Origin of the sequence: Pseudomonas sp. SIMBA_041 (assembly GCF_046535095.1) — a bacterium.
Classification (GTDB): domain Bacteria; phylum Pseudomonadota; class Gammaproteobacteria; order Pseudomonadales; family Pseudomonadaceae; genus Aquipseudomonas; species Aquipseudomonas mucoides.
This window is the reverse complement of sequence record NZ_JAWRXJ010000001.1, coordinates 197,267-216,763: the sequence shown is the minus strand read 5'-3', so window position 1 is coordinate 216,763 and position 19,497 is coordinate 197,267. Positions and strand designations below refer to the sequence as shown.

General features: G+C 59.4%; 12 protein-coding genes. 7 read left to right on the top strand and 5 right to left on the bottom strand.

Translation table 11 applies throughout. From position 1 onward, the window contains the following. Positions 1-202: 202 nt before the first annotated feature. Positions 203-4,675, top strand: a complete 4,473-nt coding sequence (locus SB725_RS01020; RefSeq protein ID WP_410921170.1) for a dermonecrotic toxin domain-containing protein — start codon at positions 203-205, stop codon at positions 4,673-4,675. On the opposite strand, the gene SB725_RS01015 is transcribed toward SB725_RS01020, so the two are convergent. Beyond that, positions 4,672-6,222 carry a PLP-dependent aminotransferase family protein gene (locus tag SB725_RS01015; protein WP_059181923.1) on the bottom strand — a complete coding sequence of 517 codons (1,551 nt, stop codon included), beginning with the start codon at positions 6,220-6,222 and terminating at the stop codon, positions 4,672-4,674. The two genes, SB725_RS01020 and SB725_RS01015, sit on opposite strands and share 4 nt — an antisense overlap. A 90-nt stretch (positions 6,223-6,312) precedes the next feature. On the opposite strand from SB725_RS01015, the gene SB725_RS01010 reads away from it, so the two are divergent. The 5 genes from SB725_RS01010 to SB725_RS00990 all read left to right on the top strand — a co-directional run bounded on the left by SB725_RS01010 (position 6,313) and on the right by SB725_RS00990 (position 13,681). After that, positions 6,313-6,936, top strand: coding sequence for an FMN-binding negative transcriptional regulator (locus SB725_RS01010; RefSeq protein ID WP_027926279.1), 624 nt, complete (start codon positions 6,313-6,315; stop codon positions 6,934-6,936). Between the two features lie 10 nt (positions 6,937-6,946). Continuing rightward, positions 6,947-7,393, top strand: a complete 447-nt coding sequence (locus SB725_RS01005) for a GNAT family N-acetyltransferase (protein WP_059181922.1) — start codon at positions 6,947-6,949, stop codon at positions 7,391-7,393. A gap of 17 nt (positions 7,394-7,410) precedes the next feature. After that, entirely contained in the window at positions 7,411-8,082 is a 672-nt protein-coding gene (locus SB725_RS01000) for a GNAT family N-acetyltransferase (RefSeq protein WP_059181921.1), read from the top strand. A 209-nt stretch (positions 8,083-8,291) separates the two neighbouring features. Next, the gene (locus SB725_RS00995; protein ID WP_410921169.1) at positions 8,292-11,255 is read left to right on the top strand and encodes an autotransporter domain-containing protein; all 2,964 of its coding nucleotides are present in this window, start codon (positions 8,292-8,294) and stop codon (positions 11,253-11,255) included. Between the two features lie 200 nt (positions 11,256-11,455). After that, positions 11,456-13,681, top strand: coding sequence for an autotransporter domain-containing protein (locus SB725_RS00990; protein WP_410921286.1), 2,226 nt, complete (start codon positions 11,456-11,458; stop codon positions 13,679-13,681). A gap of 78 nt (positions 13,682-13,759) precedes the next feature. On the opposite strand, the gene oadA is transcribed toward SB725_RS00990, so the two are convergent. Continuing rightward, positions 13,760-15,568: a sodium-extruding oxaloacetate decarboxylase subunit alpha gene (gene oadA, locus SB725_RS00985; protein WP_027926274.1), complete on the bottom strand. Its 1,809-nt coding sequence runs from the start codon at positions 15,566-15,568 to the stop codon at positions 13,760-13,762. 11 nt (positions 15,569-15,579) lie between these two features. Beyond that, on the bottom strand, positions 15,580-16,995 hold the full coding sequence (locus tag SB725_RS00980; protein WP_027926273.1) for an acetyl-CoA carboxylase biotin carboxylase subunit: 1,416 nt from the start codon (positions 16,993-16,995) through the stop codon (positions 15,580-15,582). Positions 16,996-17,187: 192 nt separating this feature from the next. Between SB725_RS00980 and SB725_RS00975 the strand changes: the two genes are divergently transcribed. Beyond that, a complete protein-coding gene (locus SB725_RS00975; RefSeq protein ID WP_027926272.1) occupies positions 17,188-18,150 on the top strand; it encodes a LysR family transcriptional regulator in 963 nt (320 codons plus the stop codon). On the opposite strand, the gene SB725_RS00970 is transcribed toward SB725_RS00975, so the two are convergent. After that, positions 18,092-18,301, bottom strand: a complete 210-nt coding sequence (locus SB725_RS00970) for a PA3496 family putative envelope integrity protein (RefSeq protein WP_027926271.1) — start codon at positions 18,299-18,301, stop codon at positions 18,092-18,094. The two genes, SB725_RS00975 and SB725_RS00970, sit on opposite strands and share 59 nt — an antisense overlap. Positions 18,302-18,517: 216 nt before the next feature. Continuing rightward, entirely contained in the window at positions 18,518-19,384 is an 867-nt protein-coding gene (hexR, locus tag SB725_RS00965; RefSeq protein ID WP_008027445.1) for a transcriptional regulator HexR, read from the bottom strand. Positions 19,385-19,497: the final 113 nt, after the last annotated feature.

Below are 19,497 nucleotides of genomic sequence, written 5' to 3'. Positions count from 1 at the left end.
TTGTGCTGAACCCGAGACCCGCATTCGCGGGTCTTTTTCCCCCGCGATATCTATCTACCACCCCCTGTAGGCGATGCCTGATTACTGTCGATGCATCCAGAGGCTTTCCCGGCCTCGTCATTGCGCCGAGGTATCCGCCATGAGCAACAACATTTCTCTGCCTCAACATGACTCGGCCCCTTTGCTGGAAACCAGTGACCTGGTGAGCCTGACCAGCCACGGCCCCACGCTCAGCAACGTGGCTTCGCACCTGCTGCGCCAAGCGATGGAAGCAGCCTGGCCAGAATTGCAGATCGACCCTGAAAACGCCTTCGTCGGCACCCCCCGATGGCTCATGGTGGACGACCATGTCGAGGCGGGCCCAACCGGGTTCGAATCACTGACCCTGGCACTGATGCGCCAGGGCCTGTATGGAACGACGGCCAACTACCTCGAAGGCGAGCATTTCCTCACCCTTGAGCCGGACAGCAAAAACCCGGTTCATCTCGCGGTCTGCATCGAGGACATTGCAAAGATGCTCAATGACCTGGCGTCGATCCTGTTCATCGAGTCTCAAGCACGGCAACTCGAGTTCTGGAATGCCAAGGGGCATGCAATCCCTCGCTGGCAGGAGCTGTCCGACACGCTGCGCAAGGCGTTGAACGTGCAGAAGGTCAAAGGCTGGGACACCGATGAATGCGCGATGGCCCGGGAAGTGTTCAACGCCCCGGACAAAACCACCCGTAAAAATGTAAACAGAGAATTTTCCGCCATTCAGGCGTGCCTTCTCGATATCGATACCGTCGAGAATGACATCACCCAACATCTGTTGATCGGCGGTGCGCTGGTGCTCAAGGCCACATTTCGCAAGCGCCCTTTGCTGGTGATGTACACCATAGAGCGCGCGTATGAGTCGTTCAGTTCAATGGAAGAATTGGGTAACTCGCTTCCCGCACGCCTGGCAGAACAACGGTCAGGACGCGATCTGACGTGGCGGTTTTACGAGCCGGAAGGCAACATCTTCGACCACATGGCGTGGGCGTTGGTCTCCTCGCAAATGGATGCCATTGACTCCTTGCGGTTTATTGAGGCCCCGGCAGATGAAGCCGAACCCGAAACCGGACTCGACCCCAACGAAAAAGCACGATTCCTGCAATTGAACAGCGCAATTCCCGACTGGTTGCGCAGCGCCGCCTCCCAGGACATTCAAGATTACGGCCGTTACATCAGTGCACTGGGCAAGTTGTACCGTCAACCGGACAGCCAATTGGCCAACACCGAGATCCCTTCCGTTACCGACTATGCCCAGCGGTTGATGCGTGAAGCGATCATCGCGGATCCACGGGCGGTCGGTGCCGCGAATCTTGCACTGGATGATCTGCGGATCAAAATCACCCACAGTTTTACCGCCGACAATTTCACCCTCCCCAACCCCTTCGACCAACGCATTGAAACGCTGGCCGACTTCGCGCTGGAGAACCAGGCGCCCTACATGGCGACCGTATTTTTCAAGGGCGGGGAGACCGTTCCGGATTGGCTGACCGTTGAATTTCTCACCACCGTGTCAGCGCGAGTGGACATCGGCAAGGCTTACCCCGAACTGATCAAACCCACGTTGCTGGAGGACCCGATCGCCTCCCGACGCCAGGAAAACTTCTATCGCGATCAATTACGCATTTTGCTGCCATTGCAGGCATTAGAAGCCAGATTCAAGCCTGAAACCGGTGTGGACGAACGCGGATACCGCTACGTCTGCGAGCTGCTCGATCCCGAGGTCGCCACCAGTACCGTCGCCCTCTACCCGCTCACAATGACGCCGCAACATCGCTTGGTCAGCAGCAGCGACACCGTGGACAACATGTTCATCATAAGCCCACGAAATGCACACAGCGGGCCTTGCCTGCTCTATCGGCCAATGCTCGATGCACCTCTGCTGCAATTCCCCTCAAGGCAAAACCTTTTATATGCGCTGCACCAACCCGGTGACCTCAGGGATACGGTGCTGGCGTGGTTGCCCGACAAACACCTGAGCTTTGAATATGCCCAGTCTGTATTTCCCACCGGACTGCCCTCGCCGTGGCTGATCGCGGAACAGATCGTCAATCCATTGCAGCGCGCAGACAAGTTCGGGCGTGTGGTTTTCGAAAGCGTCGAGGTCACCGGCGACATTCTGTCTGCGCTGTTCAAAAGCAATGCGCGGATGCTGGTCAACCTCGCCGACCGACAATCGCGATCCAACGCCGAACGACGCTGGAGTGTGTTGAAGGACAGCGGCTGGGCGCTCTTCAACGTCGCTTCGAATGTTCTTAGCGGTGCGGTCGGCACAGCCGTCTGGGTCTGGCAAACCATCAACCAGATTCAACAGGCACTCGACGCCCATGACCAGGATGACCGCTTCATCGAATGGACGTCGGTGTCGGACATTCTGCTGGCGATCGGCATTATTCTCAGCCATCACGCCGTGATGCGACGCAGGAGGCTTTCGAGCAAGCCCCGGATCGAACAGGTGCCGAAGCGAAAATCGCCAGAACCCCATGAGGCCGTCGCCGTCACGCTCAATCCCGTCCCGCTGCCTCCGGACCTTCCACCCAGTCACCTTTCCTCCCTGGAGCTGGCCGGCTCGGTTCCACGCCGAACACCGACCGCTCTGGGCGCTTACCTGGACACGCTCACAGTCACGGCTCCGGATATTGCCAGCGCCAACGTGACGAAAGTTAAAGAAGCCCCTCCGCATTTTTACCAACATAACTTCCGCAACTACGCACAGGTGGGTGATCGGTGGTTTTACGTCGACGTCAAAGGCGACGATGAAATCCATATCGTTTACCCGGATCAGCCGGAGCGAAACGGTCCGATGCTGAGGGATAACGGCCACGGGCAATGGGTCCTCGACCTGCGTCTGCGGTTGCGAGGCGGGGCCGGAAATGCGGTCAGCCGCCATCAGGAAGCAGCTGACGAACAGCGCAAAGACACGTTGGGGGAGATCCTGAGCGCCTTCAAAAGCCAGGAAAACACCAAGGAAACCGAGCTGAAAACGTTACATGACGGCATCACGCAGGCCAACGCCGGAAACTACGATCAGCGGACGACGATGTACATGGAAAAACTGGATAAAACGATCGACGAGTATCGCCAGGCACTCGAACAACTACGCGAATGGCGCACCCTCGGGGGGACGGAAAACTACCGGGAAGACTTGCTTCGCATGAGCGTGGTGCTGGAGAAGAATCTGTCCTTGTGGTTTGTGCTGAAACGATCCGAATACAGTCAGGCCACCCGTGTCCTGACCCAAGGCAACGAAAACGAACCCGTTGCCAGGCAATCGCTCGTCGACAATGTGCAGAAAGCATCGGACATCGGTGAGGAGATGATTGAAAGGCTGACCCTGTTTTCGTCGACACTCGAGGACATGCATGTAGCGGGACGCCCTGGCATTGAGCGCGCCATGCAAATCAGAAAACTCGCGCCTGCCTTTACCGTGCTGGATATCAAGGCCAACGAGATCGGCATGTCGCAGGAGCTGTGCCTCAATGAACAGGCCAGCCCCCTGATGCAGCAGGCTCGAGCCGCGGTGGGGCATATTGCAATGAGCGCCGCGAAGGCCGCGATTCACATGGCGGATCTGATGAAAGGCGAAGGCGAACATTCCGATGTGCAGGCGCAAATCGAGGAATTGAACAGTCTCGTGGAGACATTTGCCGACGCTGATCAGCGCATTCAGGAATTGCCTGGCACGTACCCTGGACTGGTCAAACAAACCAGGCTCGATCATGTGCAATCGCTCATCGACGAATTCGCGCAGCTCGCACAAAACCGGTTACAGGCGTTGCTGCCCGAGCCGGAATCCTTGCCCACGCAACCTGTTGTACAACGAATGCAACCGAGTTCGTCACGACAACTGATCAAAGTACGCAAGACCCGGCCCCGCGATCCCGATAAAAACGAACCGGAAAAAACCACGGAAGATCCGCTCAGGTCGTTTACCCCCGCCGTTTATCAGCAACCCGCTCCCGTGCTGGATGACGCCGGAACGATCGAGGCCGGCATCGAGCTGAACCTGGACACGGCCCCATTCATCGAACGCACCCGTAAGGACGCGTTGCGCCCAAGGCGCATACCGGCCGATCTTCAGGATGTGTTCGATCAGCAGGCCTTGAAACTTGAGCAAGCGGCCAGCAGCGTCGATCAAGCCGTGATCAACGGCAGGAAAGACAACGCATTCTCTTTTCCGGTTGCCACGCTGAGCCGCGAGTTACGTGATGGGGCCAGTCGTCTGCGCAAAGAAGGTGTGACCGTTCGCGCCGATCTTTACACCCGGCGCAAACCGACCCAGAGCACTTTCAAATGGATGCATGAAAACGGCCAGCTCGACCTCAGTCGCGACAGACGAGGGCGTATCCAGACCCGAGGGCTCGGCGACTATTTCCAGGAGTACCGGATTGTCGACAAGACCCGCAATCAGCCGTTGTGGGTAGCGCATTTCCATTACGAGACGCTGTCGAGTCCGGCGAATGCACCCACCGCGGCCCATTTGAAAGTTTCAGATGACTACCTGAAAACGCTGCCGCTGGACCAGCAACAAGCGTTGACCACCTTCGAACCCATCGATGGGGTGTTCAGAAAGTTAGAGGATCCTGCGCTACGAAAACTGTTCCTGGACCTGGAACCCCAGGCAAACACCGCAGCAGCCAGCTAAGGACGCCAGACCTGTTCCAGCCGCCCGAGCGCGGCGCTGATGGCCGCCTCGGGCACCGCCGCGAAACCGAGGACCAGACCCGCGCGCTGGTCCATAGGTGTTGTCGAATCCGGCAGCCAATAGCCGCTCAGGGCATTGATCTCGACGTCGACGCTCGCCGCCTGTTCCACCAGCTCGCGCTCGCGGGCCTGTGAGTCGACCGCCACCGTCAGATGCAGTCCTGCCGCGACACTCGGCAGACTGCCGATGCCGGGAATGTTCTGCGGCCAACTGGCCAGTACGGTATTACGCCGACTCAGGGCCGCCCGGCGCATGCGGCGAATATGCCGCTGGAAATGCCCGGAGGCCATGAACTCGGCCATGACCACTTGGGTACTGACCTCGGAATGCCGGACGTCCACCGCCCGCCGTTGCGAGAACGCCTGAACCAGCGTTGGCGGCAACACCAGGTAACCCAGGCGCAGCGCCGGGAAGGCGACTTTGCCAAACGTCCCGACGTACAAAACCCGCCCCTGTCGGTCGAGTGCCGCCAACGGCGCCAATGGCGCGCCGCTGTAACGGTATTCGCCATCGTAGTCATCCTCGACAATCCAGCCCTGAGTGCGCTCGGCCCAGGCCAGCAATTCCAGACGTCGCGCCAGGCTCATCACCACCCCGGTCGGGTATTGATGCGACGGCGTGACATACGCCAGGCGACACGCCTCGATCGCTGCCAATTCGCGGCAATTAATCCCCTCGCTGTCCACCGCCACCCCGTGCAGTCGCGCACCCGCCACGGCGAACGCATGACCCGCCGCCCGATACCCCGGATTCTCGATCGCCACCCCATCGCCGGGCTCTACCAACAGCTGTGCACAAAGGCTAATCCCCTGCTGCGCGCCACTGGTGATCACTATTTGCTCAGCCGAACACTGCATGCCGCGTGAACTGCGCAAATACGCGGCAATCATTCCACGTAGACGCTCATCACCCGCCGGATCGCCATAACACAGCTGCTGTAAATCCGGTTTACGCCAGAAAGCCGCATTCAGCTTGGCCCAGACCTCGAAAGGAAACAGATCAAATGCCGGGACACCCACCCGAAATGCACGCGGCGGCCCACTCGGCGGTAGGGCCAAATGGTTCTTTTCAACGCGCCCCAACGCACCGCTGTGGATAACTTTACTGGATGAAACCACAGGTAAATCCAGCCAATTTGTGGATAAGGCTGTGGGTAACCCTGTTGACAACCCTGTGGATACTTTTGTGGATAATTTTTTGGCAGGGATCGAGGCCTGGGGCAGTTGAGCAACGTAAGTCCCGTCACCCACACGCCCTTCGATAAAGCCTTCGGCATAGAGCTGATCGTAGGCTCGCACCACGCTGTTGCGAGAAATCGCCAGTGCCGCTGCCAGATCGCGACTGGCCGGTAATCGCGTGCCGCTGGCCAGTCGTCCGTCCAGCACGCGCACGCGCAAGGCTTGGTAGAGCTGACGACTCAGGCCCTGACGGCGATCCAGTTCGATACCGGCAGGGTTGAACGACAAGGAAAGCGGCGCATCGGTCATGGCAATGGACCTGTGAAATTGGTCATTAATGGCTCTTACAACAGACCAATAGCCTGCCTAGGATGGAGGCATTCGCCAAGGGATATTTCCATGTACAACCCCAGCAGCTTTGCCATCAAAGATTTGGATGACCTGCGCCAGCAGCTCCTCGTCACCCGCCTCGCCATGGTGGTTACCCACGGCGATCAAGGCCTGCAAGCCAGCCATCTGCCGCTGCTGTTCAAACCTGACGAAGGCCCGAATGGCACCCTCTACGGCCACTTCGCCCGGGCCAATCCGCAGTGGAAGGAATTGCAGAGCGGCGCTGAAGCGCTGGTGATCTTTGCCGGTGCCGACGCTTACGTCAGCCCGGGGTTTTATCCGAGCAAAGCCGAGCACGGCAAAGTCGTGCCGACCTGGAACTACGTCGCGGTACACGCTTACGGCACCGCCGACGTGTTCACCGATGCCGAGCGCTTGCTCAACCTGGTCAGCGCGTTGACTGATCGTCACGAAGCCGGCCGAGCCCTGCCTTGGAAGGTCGCCGATGCTCCCGCTGATTACATCGACGGCATGCTCAAGGCGATCGTCGGGTTTGCCCTGCCGATCCAGCGCCTGGAAGGCAAACGCAAACTCAGCCAGAACCGCAGCGCCGAAGACATCGCCGGTGTGCGCGAGGGGCTTGTCTCCAGCCCCGATGTGCACGATCAGGCCCTCGCCCACTTGATGCGTTAAGGACATGAACATGAGTCAGATTGAAATCCGCCCGGTCAGCGCCGACGATCACGCCGCCTGGCTGCCGCTGTGGCAAGCCTACCTGCGCTTCTACAACACCGAATTGCCCGAGGCGGTCACTGACAGCACCTGGCAACGCATGCTCGACCCGACTGAAACGACGCATTCGGCGTTGGCGTGGAGCGATGGCAAAGCGGTCGGCATGGTGAACTTCATTTACCATCGCTCGAACTGGAGCATCGAAAATTCCTGCTACCTTCAAGACCTGCTGGTAACGCCAGACACCCGCGGCACCGGCGTTGGCCGCAAACTGATCGAGTTCGTCTACGCCACCGCCAAAGCGGATGGTTGCTGCAAAGTCCACTGGCTGACCCACGAAACCAACGCCACCGCGATCCAGCTCTACGAGCGCATCGCCGAACGCCCCGGTTACATCCAGTTTCGCAAAGCCCTTTAAGGTTCAAGGAGAACAACATGTCGACATCACTCGCGGACTGGAAAGGCGTCCCGGCGCCCACCGTTCAAACCCTCGAAGGACGCTTCATTCGCCTGGAAAAACTCGACCCGGCCCGTCATGCCGAGGGTCTGTTCAAGGCCTTGCAAGGCCCCGGCGCCGATCCGAAACTCTGGGACTATTTGCCGTACGGGCCTTTCCCGGAACGTAGCGCGTTCAACGATTGGCTGAACAACCATGCGGCCAATAGCGATCCGTATTTCTTCAGCGTGATCGACCGTGCCAGCGGTGATGTACAGGGCCTCCTGAGTCTGATGTCGATCGTCCCGGCCCAAGGTCGCATCGAAATCGGCCACGTCACCTTCGGCGCGCCGATGCAGCGCTCGCCGAAAAGCACCGAGGCCGTTTACTTGCTGGCCAAGGAATCCTTTGCCCTGGGCTACCGGCGCCTGGAGTGGAAATGCAATAACGGCAACGCCCGCTCCAAATACGCGGCCGAGCGTCTGGGCTTCAGTTTTGAGGGGGTGTTCCGTCAGCACATGGTGGTGAAGGGACAGAACCGCGATACCGCGTGGTATTCGATTCTGGACTCGGAATGGCCGGCGATTGGCGCGGGGTTTGAGCGCTGGTTGAGCGATGAGAATCAGACGGGGTCGGGGCAGGTGAAAACGCTTGCCGAGTGCCGCGGGTAAGCGCTGACGATTTGTGGCGAGGGAGCTTGCTGCCTTGCCACAAATTGCGTGTACGCCTGAACCAAAAACCCTAAATTTGCATTTAATTGCCTACAGATGTCTCCATCTCCCGAAAAAACGCAAAAGAATGCATTTGTCACCAGACATCATTCTGTAAAAACCATCCGCTATACAACACAGCCCGCTTATAACAAAAAGGCTGTCCCCTCATGCCCTTCTCGCCCCAGCGCCTCGCGTTCAGCATCGCTTTGCTGATCAGCACCGACACCCTCGCCGTCCCCTTCAAAAACGTGCAGATCGACACGCCCACCACGACAGCGCAAACGCTGGGCGGCAGCGACACGTTGAAGATTTCGGCGCCGGGCAGCATCACCAACGCTGGCAAGACGGTGAGCCTGAAGGACGGCACCAGCGGCGTCGGCGTGGTGATTGATAACGCAGGCAAGATTATTTCCACCGGCGGCCGGGCGATCGACAGCAGCGGCGACCTGACGCAAGCGCGCAACTACAGCATTTACAACCGCGCTGGCGGGCAAATCCTTGGCTTCAACGACGCGCTGCGCATCGACAGCAACTTCGCCAGCGGCAGTCTGTTGATCGACAACAGCGGCATCATCCGCTCCTCCACCGGGCAAGGGCTGGATCTGGATGCGTTGCGCAGCGCGGGCATCAAAACGACGATCATCAACCGCGCGGGCGGGTTGATTCGCGGGGATGCCAGCGACGGTATGAAGACCGGCGCCAACGCGACGATTACCAACTACGGCGAGATTTCCACCGGCGACTCGCACACTGCTGACGAGAAATTCGACGGTATCGATATCGACACTGCAACCGGCGTGACAGTGACCAACTACGGCAGCATTTCCGGTGGCCGTCACGGCATCACCACCGACCTCGGCGCCACGCTCCTCAACTACGGGACAGTCACCGGTCGCAACGGCTCGGGGTATGGCTCCGATGGCGACGGCACAGTGATCAACCACGGCACCATCACCGGCGCTTACTCGGGCCTGCAACCGAACGGTGACGGCGATGGCGTGGACATCGACAAACTCGCGCACATCGAAAACTACGGCACCGTTCAAGGTGTGGGCGCGGGCGGTGTGGACAAGGGTGGTTTCGCCAACGGCAGTGAAGGCATCGCCTTGGGCGGCGGTTATGTATTGAACGCCAACGGGGCGCTGATCAGCGGCGCCAACAGCGCGATTCTGGTGGACGATGGCAGCGGCGGTTCGGGCGTGGCGGCAACCACGCTGGAAAACTTCGGCACGATTCAAGGCCTCGATGGGTTCGGCGTGAAATTTGTCGGCGAGTTCAATGACAGCGTGATCAACGGCGGCACGATCAGCGGCAGCAACGGCCTGGCGCTGGACCTGGGCGGCGGCAACGACAGCCTGACTTTGCGCAATGGCAGCCGTTTTGTCGGTGGGGTCGACGGCGGCAGCGGTTACGACCGCGTGCTGATGGACGATGCGCGGGGAGGCAGTTTCGGCTCGAGCCGCAACTTCGAATGGCTGGAGGTCACGCAAGGTGCCTGGACCTTGACCGGCACCGGTGATTTCAGCGACGGCGGCGCTATACGCAACGGCGCCACGCTGATCAACCAGGGCGGGATCGCCGGGACCGTTACCGTCGATGCAGGCGGTGTGTATGCCGGCGGCGGTTCGGTGGGTAATTTGCAGGTCAACGGGACCTTGCGCACCAATACCCTACTCGGCATTGCGACCATCACCCATGACCTGACCATGGGCAGTGGCTCCACCCTGGCTTATGGCGTCAACGCAGAGGGTAGCAGCGCGCCGATCAAGGTCGGTGGCGTGGCCACTCTGAATGGCGCCACCCTGGCAGTGAATCCCGGCAGCGGCACGTATCCGTGGCAAAGCCGATACACCGTGCTGCAAGCCGCAAGCATCAGCGGCAGCTTCGGCAAGGTCACCAGCGACTACGCGTTCCTCACGCCAACGCTCGCTTACACGCCGACCCAGATCGACCTGACCTACACCCGCAACGATGTCGCCTTCAACGAATTCGCGGTGACCAACAACAGCAGCAACGCCGCCAACAGCCTGGCGTCGATGGGCAACAACAACGCGCTCTACAACGCCTTGCTCAACACCACCAACGCCACGGCTGGCAACGCGATCGAGCAACTGTCCGGCGCCAGCAACGCCAACCTGACCAGCGCGACGCTCGGAGCCAGCAGCCAGATCGGCAGCAGCATGCTGTCGGCGATGCAACAAATGGGCGGCGGTTCGGGATTGCTGGTCGGCCTCGATCAAGGTGACACCCCGGTACTGGCCGCCAACGGTGTACCGCTCGAAGCCCGCAACCTCAATGATCCCAACGCCCAGGGTCGGCTGTGGCTGCAAGCCATTGGCGGTTACGGCAAGCTCGATGGCGAGCATGGCAGCAGCGGTTTGGAGCAACGCACCAAAGGCAGCGTGCTCGGGGTCGATTGGGCGCTCAATCCGCACTGGCGCCTGGGGGTGCTTGGCGGTTACTCGAAGACAGATCTTGACGCCACGGGTGTCGATGGCAATGTCGAAAGCTGGCACGCCGGCGTCTATGCATCACGTCAAAGCGGCCCGTTCGCCTTGCGCCTCGGTGCGGCGTACAGCGGTCACCAGGGTGAAAGCAAACGCACCGTTGCCTTCAACGGCTTCAGCGACCGACCGAAAGGCGATTACGACGCCGATAGCCAACAGGCCTTCGCCGAGTTCGGCTATGCAATGGGCAGCGGCCGTCTCAGCGCCGAACCCTTCGCCAGTCTTGGCTACCAGCGTTATCACCGCGACAGCTATCAGGAAAAAGGCGGTTCTGCCTCGCTTCAAGTCGACGAACAAACCCAAGACAACTTCAACAGCACTTTTGGCCTGCGCCTGGCGCATCTGAATACTCTGGACAATGGCATGAGCCTGACCCCACGCATGACCGCCGGCTGGAAGCACACCTATGGCGATGTCAGCAGTTCGACACGTCAGGCGTTTGTGGTAGGTGGCACGGCGTTCAGTGTGGATGGCAGCTCGCTGGATCGAGACAGCCTGGTGCTGGAGGCTGGTTTGGATCTGGGCATTTCGGCTCGCCACTCGGTGGGCATCGGCTATAGCGGCGAGATCGGCAACAACAGCCGTAACCACGGGTTGATCGGACAATGGCAGATGAGTTTCTGAGAGGGTGTTGCGGGAAGCGTCTCGATTTATCGTAGGAAAAGGTCATCGGTCCCAAGCGTTAAAAACCGCTGCGTCCCACCAGCGGCGGATTTTCTGCATCGAGCTTCTGACGCCACCTGCAAACCCTCCGGAACGGGCTGACATCGGTATCGAAGCGCTCTCCTTAGAGTTTGGTCTCCTTTCAATTGAGGCCAAATTCAATGTCTGTTCAACACAAATACCGACCACATCATCTGGCGCTAGCCATTGCGCTTGCGTTGGGTTGCACTGAAATTTTTGCCCAACAAAGTCCTGCCGAAAGCACTCTCCCTGCGCTTGAAACGCCAGATCAGGTCTTGGCAGCGCTCGATGCATTCATCAAAGACCCTGACACCAAAAAGACCACTATCGGTAACGCAGAGGACGGTATCAATCGAACGTTCAGCGATGACAATGATCTGGTCACTTTATCCCGTCGCGGGAGTATCACCGGATGGGTTGACGGTGGTGGTGGCACCAATTTTCTACAACTCGATACAGCGAGCGGTGGCACGTTAGGCGACAGCCGCAATTTCGACGGCCTGGAGCTCAAACGAAGCACCTGGACCTTGAACGGTTCCAGTGGTGATTTCACCGCAGGTGCCTTGGTACGCCCCAAAGCAACACTGGTAAACGAGAGTGACATCCGGGGAGGTGCGTTGACCCAGGGTACTCTCGTCAATAACGGCAGGATTGGCGGCGGGGTGACGGTGCTATCAGGTGGCACCCTGAGTAACTCTGGGGCGATCGAAGGCGACGTGTTTATTCACGAGAAAGGGGCTTTTGCGGGTAGAGGTCGCACGGGTTCGCTGGAGGTAAACGGAAAATTTTCGGTGGGCGAATCCCACGGCGCGCCAAAAGTTAAGGGTGACCTGAAGCTTTCCAATACTGCCGAACTGCTCTACGAGGTCAGCGCCGATCGCAAAAGTGAAACGATATTAGTCGATGGCACCGCCATTCTCGGTGGCGCCACACTGAACATTGTTGCAGCGCCCGGTAACTACCCGTTAGTCAGCGAAAACAGCATTCTTGTGGCCAATAACGTCGAAGGCAAATTTGGCAACGTGATCAACAACCTTGCCTTTTTGGAACCCGATGTCCAATACAGTGAGAGAACAGTCGACCTGGTCTTGATTCGAAACGATGTGCCTATCGAGAGCGTCGCGGACTCAGAAAACGGACGGCAATTTGGAGGAAGTCTTGAGGAGCCAAGGGGCGTTGAACCAACTCAGACCTCACCGGACGATACCGCCCCAATTGCTGCGCCCCTGAATCCCGCCGAGATCATCGGTACCCCCGTCACCGCCTCAACCTCACAAGCGACAACTCCCGGCGCCGCAGCACCTTCGCCATCGCACACTGCAAATGCCGCAGTCGTGGCGCTGCTGGGTAGCGATAAAACAACCGCAGCTCAGGCCATTGAACAACTGGCCGGCGGCAGTACCGCCAACCTCGCCAAGGCAACGCTCGCCAGCGCCAGCCCGGTGGGCACTGCCGTGCTCTCGGCCATGCGCCAACCGGGCAGCACCAGCACCTACAACAAAGGCAGCAACCGCAGGAACGCACCAAGCCTGGCAGCGGGTAGCGAAGACAATGGCCGGGTCTGGCTTCAAGCGTTAGGGCATGGCGGCACACTGGACCGTGACTTTGAGCCACTGAAACACTCCACCCAAGGCTTGGTCCTGGGCGCCGATTGGGGCATCGATGATGAATGGCGTATCGGTGTGATGGGCGGTAAAGCCGAAACACGCCTCGACAGTCGCGACCTCGATGGCGGTCTCGACAGCTGGTATCTGGGCGCCTACGCCCTGCGCCAGAACGGCCCCATGTCGCTGCGAGTGGGCGCGACCTATGGCAATCACGACGGCAACACCAAGCGCCGGGTGGCCTTCAATGGTTTCAGCGATCGCCCTGAAGGCCGTTACGACGCCAACACCCAACAAGCCTTCGCTGAAGTGGGTTACAACCTGGGGCGAGCCAATGTCAGCATCGAACCGTTCGCCAGCCTTGGCTACGAACGCTATCAGCGTGACACCTACACGGAAAAAGGTGGTGCAGCGGCGTTGAAAGTTCACGGCCAGACCCAGAACAACCTGAGCAGCACGTTCGGTCTGCGCGCAGCGAAAACCAATGCGCTGGACAACGGCATGCAACTGACGCCGCGATTCAGTGCCAGTTGGAAACACACCTACGGTGATGTCACCAGCGACACTCGCCAACAACTGGCAACGGGCGGTCGAAACTACACCGTTTCCGGTGCGCTGCTGGACCGTAACAACCTGAGCGTCGATGCAGGGCTGGACCTGGGATTGTCAGCCAGACATACCTTGGGCGTCAGTCTTAACGGGGACGTCGGCACGGAAAGCCGGAGTCATGGCGTCACCGGCCAATGGCGGATGAATTTCTAATCGTCACAAATACGCGGCAAAAAAAAAGGGGAGCACATGCCCCCCCGAGGTTTAAAGCGTTGTATCGAGGCTGTTAAATCAGCCTTCGATCTCGATCAGGATTTCGCCCGGATTCACCCGATCGCCCTTGGCCACGTGGATGGCGGTGACTTTGCCAGCGATGGCCGATTGGACTTCGGTTTCCATCTTCATCGCTTCGGTGATCAGCACGGCTTGCCCTGCTTTCACAGTGTCGCCTTCCTTGACCAGCACATCGACGATGTTGCCCGGCATGGTGGTGCTGACGTGGCCTTGCGCGGTGGCTTGCTTGCGCTTGCTGCTGCCGCCACTGACGAATTCGTTGAGCGGTTCGAACACCACTTCTTCCGGCATGCCGTCGATGGACAGGTAGAAGTGACGCTTGCCTTCGGCCTTGACGCCGACACCGGTGATGTCGACGCGGTAGGTTTCGCCGTGGACGTCGATGACGAACTCGGTCGGCACGCCTTCGCCACCGACCGAGGCCACGCCGCCGGCTTCGGGAATCGGCAGGAGTACTTCAGGTGTCAGGGTGCCGGCAGCGCGTTCTTCGAGGAACTTGCGGCCGATATCCGGGAACATCGCATAGGTCAGCACGTCTTCTTCGGACTTGGCCACGGCGCCAATTTCAGCACGCAGTTTGGACATTTCCGGTTTGAGCAGATCGGCTGGACGCACGTCGATCACTTCTTCGCTGCCAATGGCCTGGCGACGCAGTTGTTCGTTCACGGTGCCCGGCGCCTTGCCGTAGCCGCCCTGCAGGTAGAGCTTCACTTCGTTGGTGATGGTCTTGTAGCGCTCGCCAGCCAACACGTTGAAGAACGCCTGGGTGCCAACGATTTGCGAGGTCGGGGTTACCAGCGGCGGGAAGCCGAGGTCTTCGCGAACGCGCGGGATTTCAGCGAGCACTTCGCTCATGCGGTTCAGTGCACCCTGCTCTTTCAACTGGTTGGCCAGGTTGGAAATCATCCCGCCCGGTACCTGGTTGACTTGGACACGGGTGTCGACGGCGGTGAATTCGCTTTCGAACTGGTGGTACTTCTTGCGCACGGCGTAGAAGTACAGGCCGATCTCTTGCAGCAGTTCCAGGTTCAGGCCGGTGTCGAATTCGGTGCCTTTAAGGGCGGCGACCATCGATTCGGTGCCTGGGTGGCTAGTGCCGGATGCGAAGCTGGAGATCGCGGTGTCGATGTGATCGGCGCCGTTTTCGATAGCCTTCAGTTGGCACATGGTGGCCATGCCAGAGGTATCGTGCGAGTGAATGAACACTGGCAGCGACTGCTCGGATTTCAATGCCTTGACCAGTTCGCCCGTGGCGTATGGCGTCAGCAGGCCGGCCATGTCCTTGATCGCCACCGAGTCGCAACCCATGGCTTCCATTTGTCGGGCTTGCGCCACGAAAGCGTCGATGGTGTGCACCGGGCTGGTGGTGTAAGCGATGGTGCCTTGAGCGTGTTTGCCGGCTGCTTTTACTGCCTCGATGGCCGTGCGCAGGTTACGCACGTCGTTCATGGCGTCGAAGATGCGGAACACGTCGATGCCGTTGACCGCGGCCTTGGCGACGAAAGCTTTGACCACGTCGTCGCTGTAATGGCGGTAGCCCAGCAGGTTCTGGCCGCGCAGGAGCATTTGCAGGCGTGTGTTAGGCAGCGCCGCGCGCAGTTGGCGCAGACGCTCCCACGGGTCTTCCTTGAGGAAACGTACACAGGCGTCGAACGTCGCGCCGCCCCAGCATTCCAGCGACCAGTAGCCGACTTTGTCGAGCTTGTCGCAGATCGGCAGCATGTCTTCGGTGCGCATGCGGGTAGCGAGCAGCGATTGATGGGCGTCGCGCAGGATGGTGTCGGTTACGTGAATCTTCTTGGTCATTGTTATATTCCTCACAGGCCTGCGTGGGCGGCGATGGCGGCAGCGATGGCCAGGGCCAGCTCTTCGGGTTTGCGCTTGATCGAGTAGTTGGTCAGTTCAGGGTGGCTTTCAACGAAGCTGGTGTTGAACTGGCCGCTACGGAATTCCGGGTTACGCAGGATTTCCTGGTAGTATGCGGCGGTGGTCTTGACCCCTTGCAGACGCATGTCATCGAGGGCACGCAAGCCACGGTCCATCGCCTCTTCCCAGGTCAGCGCCCACACCACCAGTTTCAGGCACATCGAATCGTAGAACGGTGGAATGGTGTAACCGGTGTAGATCGCCGTGTCGGTCCGCACGCCGGGACCGCCGGGCGCGTAGTAACGGGTGATCTTGCCGAAGCTCGGCAGGAAGTTGTTTTTCGGGTCTTCGGCGTTGATCCGGAACTGCAACGCGAAACCGCGGTGCTGGATGTCTTCCTGTTTCACCGAGAGCGGCAGGCCGGACGCGATGCGGATCTGCTCACGCACGATGTCGATGCCGGTGATTTCTTCGGTGATGGTGTGTTCCACCTGCACCCGGGTGTTCATCTCCATGAAGTACACCTCGCCCTCGGCGAGCAGGAACTCCACGGTGCCGGCGTTCTCGTAACCCACGGCCTTGGCTGCACGCACCGACAGGTCGCCGATGTAGGCGCGCTGTTCAGGGGTCAGTTGCGGGCTCGGGGCGATCTCGATCAGTTTCTGGTTGCGGCGCTGGATCGAGCAATCACGCTCGAACAGGTGCACCACGTTGCCAAAGCTGTCGCCGAGAATCTGCGCTTCGATGTGCTTTGGATTGACGATGCACTTTTCCAGGAACACTTCCGCCGAACCGAATGCCTTGGTGGCTTCCGAGATCACGCGAGGGAAAGCCTGTTCGAGTTCTGCGCGGCTGTCGCAGCGACGGATACCACGACCACCACCACCGGAGGTTGCCTTGAGCATCACCGGGTAACCAATGCGGTCGCCTTCGAGCAAGGCTTCGGCGATGTCCGCGACGTTGCCTTCGGTGCCCGGCGTGACCGGCACGCCGGCCTTGATCATGCTGCGGCGGGCTTCAGTCTTGTCGCCCATGCGGCGAATGACTTCAGCCGATGGACCAATGAACTTGATGCCGCGCTCTGCGCAGATATCAGCCAGTTCAGCGTTTTCCGAGAGGAATCCGTAGCCGGGATGCAACGCATCACAACCGGTTTCCACGGCCAGGTTCACCAGTTTTCGCGCATTCAGGTAACCGGCCAGTGGCTCGGCACCAATGCTGTGGGCCTCGTCCGCGCGCTTCACATGCAAGGCATGACGGTCGGCGTCGGAATAGATCGCGACCGAGCGAATGCCCATCTCGGCGCAGGCACGCACGATTCGTACGGCAATCTCACCACGGTTGGCGATCAGGATCTTTTTTATCACTTTTGGAGGTTCCCTTGAGCCGGTGGTAACCACGACCTGCTAGACCAGGTCGACGCGTGACCAAATGTTTCAATTCAGTCGCAGGCCCACACTAGCCCTCGTAAGGGATTAACAAAAATGAATAATTATTGGGTTAGGCATAAGTAAAGACTTATAGTCGTGGCATCAGCCCGTGCCGAGAGCGACTAGATAATGCGTAAGTCATTGATGCGTATGACATTGCGTCAATTGCAGATTTTCAATGAAGTCTGTGATTTGCGGTCCTACAGTCGGGCAGCCGACGAAATGTCGCTCACACAACCGGCCGTCAGCCTACAGATCAGGCAACTTGAAGAGCTGATTGGTCAGCCCTTGTTCGATTACGTCGGCAAAAAACTCTACATGACTGAGGCCGCCGAAGCACTCCAGCGCGCCAGCCGGGATATTTTCGGGCGCCTGGAAAACCTCGACATGCAGCTTTCGGACATGCAGGGCTCTCTGCAAGGACAGCTGAAACTGGCGGTGGAGTCCAGCGCCAAGTATTTCGTGCCGCACCTGTTTGCCGCGTTCAAGCGCCAGCATCCCGAGGTCAATCTGCAACTGACGGTCGTCAATCGGGGCCAAGTGATTCGTCGTCTGTCCGATAACCGCGATGACCTGGTGATCATGTCGATGGTGCCGCAAGACATGGGGCTGGAATTCCTGCCGTTCCTCAACAACCCGATTGTCGCGGTTGCACCACCGGATCATCCGCTGTGCCACATGGGGCCACTGCGCCTGCAAGACCTTGAGCCCTACACCCTGCTGATGCGCGAATCCGGTTCCGGGACGCGACTGGCGTGCGAAGAGTATTTCAAGGAGAAGCGTGTGCACTTCAACCAGACCCAGGAGGTCTCATCAGCCGAAGCCCAGCGTGAATGTGTACTGGCGGGTCTGGGCGTAGCGCTGTTGACGCGTCACGCCCTGAACCTTGAGTTGGCGACCGGCGGCTTGATTGAATTGCCGGTCGAAGAGTTGCCGCTCTACCGCAGCTGGTGCCTGGTGCAAGCCAAGGCAAAAAGGCTGTCACCCGTGGCGCACGCATTCCTTGCGTTTATCCGCAGTGAGCGGGTGCAGATCAGCGCGCTGGTTGAGCGTTTCGACGGGAAGTTGTCGGTGCCGCCTGCCAGTAATTGAGTTCCAGCTCTGGAAAATCACCGATCTCGGCCAGCAGTTGGCGACGTTCGCAGCGATCTTCAATGGCGCGACGGAATTCCATGCGACGCTGATCTTCTTGCTGACGACGGGTTTTGGCAGCGCTGTTGCGTTCTTCGTAGGGCTGGGCCATTTCGAGTCTCCCAAGGCGATTACGGGAGTTTCAAGATAGGCGCGGGGGATGACGGTTTGGCGGCGGGTGGGTTACAGAGAGATGAAGGTTACTGTGTGGTGAGGGGGCTTGTCGGAACGCCGCATCGCCCCGTTGGGTCGCGAAGCGGCCCCAAAATCTTTGCGGCTGCTGTGCAGCCGAACGGGGGCAAGCCCCCTCGCCACAATTCCAGCAGAATCAATCATCCAGCGCTTTCACCGACTTGGGCGACAGCCGCAGGCTGCGAAGGCTGCGCTTGACGCTCTTGAGGTGATTGACCAGGCTCGGGCCGCGCGCCATGGCCACGCCCATCGCCAGCACGTCGATCACCACCAGGTGAGCGATACGCGAGGTCAGTGGGGTGTAGATTTCGGTGTCTTCATGCACATCGATCGCCAGGTTGACGGTCGAGAGCTCGGCCAGCGGCGTCTGGCTCGGGCACAAGGTGATCAGCGAGGCGCCACTTTCACGCACCAGGTTGGCCGTGATCAGCAAATCCTTGGAGCGCCCGGACTGGGAAATACAGATCGCCACATCAGTCGGCTTCAACGTCACGGCCGACATCGCTTGCATGTGCGGGTCGGAGTACGCCGCCGCGGTCAGCAGCAAACGAAAGAATTTGTGCTGGGCATCGGCCGCCACTGCACCCGATGCGCCAAAGCCATAGAACTCGACGCGCTGGGCCTGGGACATGAGCGAGACCGCCCGCTGCAACTCCACCGGATCGAGTTTCTCGCGAACCTCCATCAAGGTGTGCAGGGTGGTGTCGAAGATTTTCAGGCTGTAGTCGGCAACGGAATCGTCTTCATGGATGGCAAACTGACCGAAGCTGGCACCGGCGGCCAGGCTCTGCGCCAGTTTGAGTTTCAGATCCTGAAAACCGGAACAACCGATGGCGCGACAAAAGCGCACGATGGTCGGCTCGCTGATGCCGACGCTGTGGGCCAGGTCGGCCATGGAGCTGTGCATCACCGCCGCAGGATCAAGCAGCACGTGGTCGGCGACCTTGAGCTCCGACTTGCGTAAGAGGTGGCGTGACTGGGCGATGTGTTGCAGCAGATTCAAAGGGCTGGACTCTTTGTTATTGGCAGTTGCCGGGGATGTAGCAAGCTTGTAGTTATACTACAAGAATTTGCTTTTTGCCTGCTCAATGCGTAACTCGATGCCCCCATTCCACG